The sequence below is a fragment of the Pseudomonas sp. K5002 genome (genome assembly GCF_013386655.1).
In the GTDB taxonomy this organism is placed as follows: Bacteria; Pseudomonadota; Gammaproteobacteria; order Pseudomonadales; family Pseudomonadaceae; genus Aquipseudomonas.
Genome location: NZ_JACARK010000152.1, coordinates 484 through 8,576 on the forward strand (window position 1 = coordinate 484; position 8,093 = coordinate 8,576).

Annotated in this window: 9 protein-coding genes; 3 read left to right on the forward strand and 6 right to left on the reverse strand. The window is 59.2% G+C overall.

Annotation, left to right across the window (positions count from 1 at the left end):
* Positions 1-27 precede the first annotated feature (27 nt).
* Positions 28-1,392: a DNA recombination protein RmuC gene (gene rmuC / locus HX846_RS08635; protein WP_173406092.1), complete on the reverse strand. Its 1,365-nt coding sequence runs from the start codon at positions 1,390-1,392 to the stop codon at positions 28-30.
* A gap of 175 nt (positions 1,393-1,567) precedes the next feature.
* Complete coding sequence (locus HX846_RS08640; protein WP_023659092.1) at positions 1,568-1,891, reverse strand: sel1 repeat family protein; 324 nt, start codon at positions 1,889-1,891, stop codon at positions 1,568-1,570.
* An 846-nt stretch (positions 1,892-2,737) separates the two neighbouring features.
* On the opposite strand from HX846_RS08640, the gene HX846_RS08645 reads away from it, so the two are divergent.
* The 3 genes from HX846_RS08645 (at position 2,738) to HX846_RS08655 (ending at position 5,131) form a co-directional block, all read left to right on the forward strand.
* Positions 2,738-2,962, forward strand: coding sequence for a hypothetical protein (locus HX846_RS08645; RefSeq protein WP_003214941.1), 225 nt, complete (start codon positions 2,738-2,740; stop codon positions 2,960-2,962).
* Positions 2,963-3,227: 265 nt separating this feature from the next.
* Complete coding sequence (locus HX846_RS08650) at positions 3,228-3,710, forward strand: hypothetical protein (protein ID WP_087695206.1); 483 nt, start codon at positions 3,228-3,230, stop codon at positions 3,708-3,710.
* Between the two features lie 146 nt (positions 3,711-3,856).
* Positions 3,857-5,131, forward strand: coding sequence for an OmpP1/FadL family transporter (locus HX846_RS08655; protein WP_026078188.1), 1,275 nt, complete (start codon positions 3,857-3,859; stop codon positions 5,129-5,131).
* Positions 5,132-5,196: 65 nt separating this feature from the next.
* On the opposite strand, the gene HX846_RS08660 is transcribed toward HX846_RS08655, so the two are convergent.
* From HX846_RS08660 to HX846_RS08675, 4 genes are all read right to left on the reverse strand, one after another.
* Positions 5,197-5,748 carry a glutathione peroxidase gene (locus HX846_RS08660; protein WP_008432697.1) on the reverse strand — a complete coding sequence of 184 codons (552 nt, stop codon included), beginning with the start codon at positions 5,746-5,748 and terminating at the stop codon, positions 5,197-5,199.
* Positions 5,749-5,898: 150 nt separating this feature from the next.
* On the reverse strand, positions 5,899-7,098 hold the full coding sequence (locus tag HX846_RS08665; protein ID WP_178965261.1) for an MFS transporter: 1,200 nt from the start codon (positions 7,096-7,098) through the stop codon (positions 5,899-5,901).
* 62 nt (positions 7,099-7,160) lie between these two features.
* A complete protein-coding gene (locus HX846_RS08670; RefSeq protein WP_003214925.1) occupies positions 7,161-7,565 on the reverse strand; it encodes a MarR family winged helix-turn-helix transcriptional regulator in 405 nt (134 codons plus the stop codon).
* A 42-nt stretch (positions 7,566-7,607) separates the two neighbouring features.
* Positions 7,608-8,093 (reverse strand): adenosylcobinamide-GDP ribazoletransferase (locus HX846_RS08675; protein WP_178965260.1); only part of this gene is annotated, 486 nt, incomplete at its 5' end.

The following is an 8,093-nucleotide window of genomic DNA, read 5'->3' on the forward strand; positions in this document are numbered from 1 at the left end:
CAAGCCAGCTCCCACAGAGACCGGTGACTATTCTGGCAACTGCGCCACGCCGTCTTCATCGGTCATCGCCCGTTCCAGCAGGTCGGCCGGCAGGCTTTTGCTGGCGCGGGCGCCGAGCAGCTTCAGTTGCTCGGTACGGCTCACCAGGTTTCCGCGTCCGTCGGTCAGCTTGTTGCGCGCTGCACTGTAGGCTTTATCCAGCTGCTGCAGGCGGTTGCCTACCTCGTCCAGGTCCTGGATAAACAGCACGAACTTGTCGTACAGCCAACCGGCGCGCTCGGCAATTTCCCGGGCGTTCTGGCTTTGCCGTTCCTGTTTCCACAGGCTGTCGATCACCCGCAAGGTGGCCAACAGCGTGGTCGGGCTGACGATCACGATGTTGCGGTCGAAGGCTTCCTGGAACAGGTTCGGCTCGGCTTGAAGCGCCGCCGAAAATGCGGCTTCAATGGGCACGAACAGCAGCACGAAATCCAGGCTGTGCAGGCCTTCCAGACGTTTGTAGTCCTTGCCGGCCAGGCCTTTGACGTGGTTACGCAAGGACAGTACGTGCTGCTTGAGGGCTGCCTGGCCGATCGCCTGGTCGTCCTCGGCGACGTACTGTTGATAGGCGGTCAGGCTGACCTTGGAGTCCACCACTACCTGCTTGTCCCCCGGCAGCATGATCAACACGTCGGGCTGGAAGCGTTCGCCGTCCGGGCCCTTGAGGTTGACCTGGGTCTGGTACTCGCGGCCCTTTTCCAGACCGGCATGTTCCAGCACCCGCTCCAGGATCAGCTCGCCCCAGTTGCCCTGGGTTTTCTGGCCCTTGAGGGCGCGGGTCAGGTTGGTGGCTTCATCGGACAGGCGCAGGTTCAGCTGTTGCAGGCGCTCCAGTTCCTTGGCCAGGGAAAACCGCTCGCGGGCTTCGCTCTGGTAGCTTTCTTCGACGCGCTTTTCGAACGACTGGATGCGCTCCTTGAGTGGGTCGAGCAATTGGCCGAGGCGCTGCTGGCTGGTTTCGGCGAAGCGTTGCTCGCGCTCGTCGAAGATCTTCCCGGCGAGTTCAGCGAACTGCGCCCGCAGCTCATCACGGGAACCTTGCAGGTCACTGAGGCGTTGCTGATGGCTTTCCTGTTGCTCGCGCAATTCGGCGCGCAGGGACGCGGACAAGGCATCCAGGCGGCGTAGTTCGGTTTCCTTGGCGGAACGGTCGAGGTTCCAGGCGTGCGCGGCGTCGCGGGCGTTGTCACGGTCGATCTGCAGCAGTTCGACTTCCCGGCGCACGGCGGCCAAATCAGCCTGTTTGGCAGCGTTGGCCTGGCTCAGGTCGCTGATTTCGTCACGGCTGGCGTCCAACTGCGCGGCGAGCCCTTCCTGGGCCAGTTGTGCGGTGGCCAGGCGCTCTTCGAGCAATTCCCAGCCGGCCATTCGCGCGCTCAGTCGGCGCTGAATCTGCCAGCACAGCCCCAACAGCGGCAACCCAGCAGCGGCGAGACCCAGCACAACACTGGTCCAGTCAAAAGCCATAGCGATTCCTGCCGTCACCCGAAAAGAAGAAGGTTAACCAAGCCAGCGCATTGAGGACAGCTCAGTCTTCGATCTGGCCCAGTTCACGCTGGGCGATGCGGTCACCGGCGCGGGCTGCCTGGCGCAGCAGTTCGTGGCCGATACGGCGGTCGCGGGCATTGCCGCACTCGCGGCACATCAACTGGCCCAGACGGCTTTGCGCCACCACCACGCCAGCACGAGCCGGTTGCTTGAGCAAATGCCCTGCAAAATGTTTGACGTTGGGGCTGTGGCCCAGGCGCGGGCTGTCGAGCAACCACAAGGCAACTTTCAGGGAAAAACGCTTGGGTGCGGTAACAACCTGAGGGCTGTCGGTAACAGAAGGTGATACTGAGCGAAACTTCATAAAGCACTGTGGGACAGAACGGAAGGCGCGCCACTCTACTCTTTTTTTCGTACAGGTAAAGCTGAAAAAAGCCTGCACGCCCGTTCTAGAGCAAGCGCTTGGGACAATCCACAGAAGCTGTGGATAACTCAGTGGACAACCGTTCTGTAAGTCCCGCAAAGGCCCATGGAACGGGGGCCGCAGTCAAACTGACGATTTTTTCACCAATAAAAAAAAGCTCGATTTTTCATTGACTTAAATTTTAGTTGCAGGCACCCGGGCGCTTTGCGGGGCGTATGTCAGTTCAGTTACACAGGGCGCCACCAATGTGCACAACTACCCACTTGCCGGTTATATCGACCGCGTTTTTTGCTCAGGCAGCAGCTGAGGAATGTTACCGCCGCACCAGAACCCGAAAAGTTTTTTGCCTATCACACTTCCTTTCATCGTTTCAATCCGTTACTATCCGCGGTGTTAGTACCAAGCTGAAAGTCAATTCTGGTCGAACAACTCCCTCACGGCACCGCCGACAAAAAGGGATCGACCACCTCGATGGTTTCCAGGTATCACTTGCGACGACACGGCCTTTGAACAATGCAAAGGGTGTCGCGAAGTTTCCATACTCTGTCCGAACCAACCTGCAAATTGATCAGGATCTTCACCCCGGGCCCAGAACCTTTGCCCCTGTTGTGTTGCCTGCCCTCCTAAGTACCTACCTGCCAGCCCAAGCGCGCCAACTTAATAGCGCTTCAAACTGGCTGCTTTGTTCCAGTCGGGTTCTTCGTTCGATCAATGGTGATCAACGTCACTGGAACGTTTTAACGTTGCACGGTTCTTAACCGTGTCATTTGTAGGAACACCAATAATATGTCCACTCAAATCCACACTCAGGATGCCATTCGCACCCTCACCAACGCTTTTGCACCAATGAACTGCCTGATCATGGCCGCTCGCAAAGGCTGCTTCAGCTTTACCCTGGTCAACGAACACGGCATCGCTCGTCACAGCGAACGCCTGTACCCCGATCAATACTCCAGCGCAGAACCGCTGCAGGCCGTGATCGATCGTACTCGCCAGGCACTGGTTGCCTGATCGACCCGAATCGCTGAAACACAAAAACCCCGGTTAAAACCCGGGGTTTTTTATTGCCTGAAATTCAGGCGCGCTAAGTTTAAATTGATATAAACGATATAACTAAATGATGAAAATATTTTAAAAACAGTCCTTTACATCGTAAATATGACACTACACTTCAACTCAAGCGGCATGATCCGCTTCCGGCGGACCTGAGATCCGATTCACCGCTGCCAAGCCCTCGCTCAGGTATCGCCGATTAATTTCATGGATTGAGGCATTTATGGGCATCGCCGCCAGCGAATTGTGTCGTTATGTGATCCGGCCCACCCTGCTTTACCTGGGTCGCCATAACCAGACGGCTGAATCCCTGCTGCTGGGCATCGCCGCCAGCCAGTCGGCGCTCGGTTCAGCCCTGCACGACCGCCGCGGCCATGGCCTCTACAGCATCACCGAGCCGCGTCATCGCGCGCTGTGGGATAACTACCTGGCGCTGGACCCCGAGCGCGCCAGCCTGGTACGCGGACTCGCCAGCCAGCATGCCTTCCTCAGCGGGCCGCAGCTTGAGCTGACGGTCAACCTGCGTTACGCCACCGCCATCGCCTGGCTGCTGGTGGAACAACACCGCCCAAACCTGCCACCGGCCGACGACGTATTGGCGATGGCGCGTATCTGGAAAGAAATATTTCACCCTCAAGGCCGGCTCCGGGATTTCACCCAGGCCTGGCAAACCTGTGTTTCACCCATGAATCACGTCGCCTGTTGACCGGGCGATTTGCAAGATTCGGCTAAAAACGTTGATTTTGGTCGGATTGTCCTACAAAACCGCTCTATCTCCTGTGTTTGAGCCTATAGCGCAAACATAAATTTATTGTTACTTTCCGCAGCGGTGATCACCACGGAGTTCTAATAATGAAAAAAGTAATGCTCAAGACGACACTTAGCCTCGCCGTTGCAATGGCATCCTCCCACGTGTTCGCGAGCGGCTTCGCCCTCAACGAACAAGACGTTGCCGGGATGGGTACCGGTTTTGCGGGACGTTCTTCATCTGCCGATAACGCAAGCACTGTTTATGGCAACCCTGCCGGTATGGCTCGCCTTGAAGGCCAGCAAATCACGGGTGGTGTTGCAGCCATCGATGCCTCGACCGACATCAAAGATGCCGGCGGCCGTTCCAGGGGCACCAACAAAGGCGACATGGTGCCCTTCACCGGCGTACCGTTCGGCTTCTACACCAACAAACTCAACGATCAGTGGGCTGTCGGCTTTGGTGTTTACGCACCGTTCGGCCTGGTGACTGATTACGAACGCGGCTTCCAGGGCAGCGGGTTCGGCAGCTACAGCAAAGTATCTGTAATCACTCTGCAGCCAACGGTCAGCTACGCATTCAACGACCGGGTTTCCATCGGTTTCGGTCCTACCATCAACCGGATCTCCGGCAAGCTGGAGTCCGAACTGACCCTGAACCCTGCCGTGCCTTCGACCAACGTCACGATCAAGGGCGACGATACCGCCATTGGTTTCAACGTCGGCGTACTGGTACAGGCCACCGATACCACGCGCGTCGGCCTGACCTACCACTCCAAGGTCAGCTACAAGCTTGACGGCCACACCGAGGTGACAGCGCCTGCCCCGACTGCCGGTGCCATTGGCAGTGGCCGCTACGACGCCTCGCTGAGCATCGACACGCCAGAGTCTTACGACCTGTCGGTAACCCAGGACCTGACTGACGCCTGGAAACTCTATGGCGGTGCTACCTGGACCCGCTGGAGCCGCCTGAAAGACATCACGGTCAAGAACCAGGGTGTAACGGGCGCCAACGGCTTCCTCGCACCGTCGGTCATCGGCACTATCACTGAACCTCAGAACTGGCACGACACCTGGGCCTACGCCCTTGGTACTTCGTACCAGGTCACCAAGCAAGTGGTACTGCGTACCGGCCTGACGTTCGACCAGTCGCCAACCAACAACACTGACCGTTCCCCACGTATTCCCACTGGCGACCGGACCATCTTCAGTGTGGGCCTGGGTTATGCCGTGATGGATAACATGACTGTTGACCTGGCTTATTCCTACCTGAAGGAAGAGCCGGTAAAAGTTAACAAGTCCAACGCACTGGGTTCCTACAGCGCCAAGTACGAAAACAGCGCCAACGGTTTCGGCCTGGGCGTGACGTACAAGTTCTGATGTAAAGCGGCACAAAAAAGCCCCGCACTCTTGCAAAAGAGGCGGGGCTTTTTAGTGGGCGGTGATCAGGGTTTGGAGGCCAACGCGTCTTCCACCGCCTTGACCAGGTCCGGGCTATCCGGCTTGGTCAGGCTGGAGAAGTTGGCGATCACCTTGCCCTGGCGGTCCACCACGTACTTGTAGAAATTCCACTTCGGCGCACTGCTCTGCTGCGCCAGGATCTTGAACAGATGCACCGCGTCCGGGCCCTTGACCTTCTGTGGTTCGGTCATGGTGAAGGTCACGCCGTAATTAACGTAACAAACCTTGGCAGTTTCCTCCCCGGTCTTGGCTTCCTGCTTGAAGTCATCGGACGGCACGCCAATCACTTCCAGCCCCTGGCCCTTGTAGCGCTGGTACAACGCTTCAAGCCCTTTGAACTGCGGCGCAAACCCGCAGAAGCTGGCGGTGTTGACGATCAGCAGCGGCTTGCCGGCAAAGCGCTGGCACAGGTCGATGGATTCCTTGGCGCGCAGCTTGGGCAACTGGCCTTCAAGCAACGGCGGGCAATCGGCAGCCATGGCGACACCGCCAAAAGCCACCATCAGAGCGGGTACTGCGAACCAGCGCATCTGCATGTGAGGTGTCCTTGAAAAGTCTCAGACACAGAACTTAACAGATCGCCATGCCCAACTGCATCAATGCCAGGCCGCCCTGTTGCCAGCCCCACCACGCCAGCAGCAGCAAGAGTCCTGCTGCTGCTGCGCCGAGCCAATGCCAGGTCGAATTCATGCCACCCCCATTTGCGCCTGCAAACGTGCCACCGGGCGCTCGCGCACCGGCCAGTTCAGCGCCGCTGCCACCAGACTCAGGACGATTGCCACCTGCCAGATCAAATCGTAGCTACCGGTTCGATCATAGACCACCCCGCCCAACCAGCCGCCGAGGAACGAGCCCAGTTGATGGAACAGGAACACGATCCCACCGAGCATGGAAAGGTTTCTGACACCAAACAAGGTCGCGACCGTGCCGTTGGTCAGTGGCACCGTGGACAGCCACAGGAAGCCCATCGCCATGCCGAACAGGTAGGCGCTGGTCTGCGTCACCGGCGCCCACAGGAAGATCACGATCACCACCGCCCGCAGCAGGTACAAACCGGTCAACAAACGGGGTTTGGACATGCGCCCGCCGAGCCATCCGGCGGTATAGGTGCCAAAGATATTGAACAGGCCGATCAATGCCAGCACGGTCGTCCCCACCGAGGCCGGCAAGTGCTGGTCCACCAGGTACGACGGCAAGTGCACGCCGATAAACACCACCTGGAAACCGCAGACAAAAAAGCCGTACGCCAGCAGCCAGAACCCTGAATGGGAGCAGGCCTCACCCAAGGCTTCGCGCAAGGTCTGCTGGCCAGCCACCGCAGGCAACGGTCGATCCTTGAGCATGGTCACCAACGGCACGATCAGCGCCACCATCAGGCCCAGCACCAGCAACGCGGCGGACCAGCCAAGCCAGCCGATCAAACCGAGGGTGCCCGGCAACATGGCGAACTGGCCGAACGAGCCGGCGGCGCTGGCGATACCCATGGCCATGCTGCGTTTTTCCGGCGCCACGGCACGCCCCACCACCCCGAGGATCACCGAGAACGAAGTACCCGACAGGCCAATGCCGATCAGCAACCCGGCACTCAGGGACAGCGACCACGCCGAATCCGAAAGGCCCATGAACACCAGGCCCAGCGCGTAAAGCACACCACCGATCATCACCACCTTAGCGGCGCCGAAGCGGTCGGCCAGGGCGCCGGTAAACGGCTGTGCCAGGCCCCAGATCAGGTTTTGCAGGGCGATGGCAAAGGCAAAGGTCTCACGGCCCCAGCCGAATTCGGCACTCATGGGCGCCAGGAACAGGCCGAAGCCATGTCGCACGCCGAGGGACAACGCGAGGATCAGCGCACTCCCCACAAGAATCCAGCCGCTGGTGCGCCACATTGAGGTCATTTCTTATTCTCCGTTCGCGGGTATATACCCGCTTATCATCGAACAAACTCGCGTCAAGCGAGTTCATCCAGCAAGGCCAACAGGGTTTCGCGCTTTTCGGCGCCCAACTTATCAATCAATTTCTGCTGCGCCGCTTCCCAGGCCGGCAATGCGGCGGCGAGCCGTTCGATACCCGCCTCGGTCAGCAAGACCAGGCGGTTGCGCAAGTCATCGCCCTCCACCAACTGCACCAAGCCCTCGCCTTCCAGCACCCGCAGGTTGCGCCCCAGTGTGCTGCGATCCAGGCCCATGGCGTCGGCCAGGCTGGAAATGCTCGGTTGATCGAGGCGCTGCAGATTACACAGCAAAGAATACTGGGCAACGTTGATCCCGAAGCCGTCGAGAGCGCCGTCGTAATGCCTGCTGACGCCACGAGCGGCGCGACGCAGGTTAGTGCATAAACATTGGGAGGCAAGCATGGAGCGTGTATATACCCGGGATTAATGAAATGCAAGAAAGTGTTACAGCACCAGACTGATCAACACCGCCACTTCCAGCAGCTCCAACAGCGCGCCGGCGGTGTCGCCGGTGGTGCCGCCGAGGCGATTGACCATCAATTGGCGCAAGCCGATAAAACAAAGGGCAGCCACCAGCACGGCAATCCCGCCACTGAAACCGCCGATCAAGATACACGCCAGACCACTGAGGATCAGCACCTGTTGGCCGACGATCCGTGGCAAATGATCCGCCAGGGCCTGCCCCAGACCACCGGCGCGCACATAGCGCGTGGTGAGAAACAGCGCCAGCATCGAAGCGCGGCCAATCAACGGTGCAAGGATCAGCGCGGCGCCGTTGTGCTGCTCGATCAATGCCACCAGCGCGGTGAATTTGAGCAGCAACACCAGGCCCAGGGTGACCACCGCGATCGGGCCGCTGCGCGGGTCTTTCATGATGGTCAGGGTGCGCTCGCGGTCACCGAAGCCACCGAGCCAGGCGTCGGCGCTGTC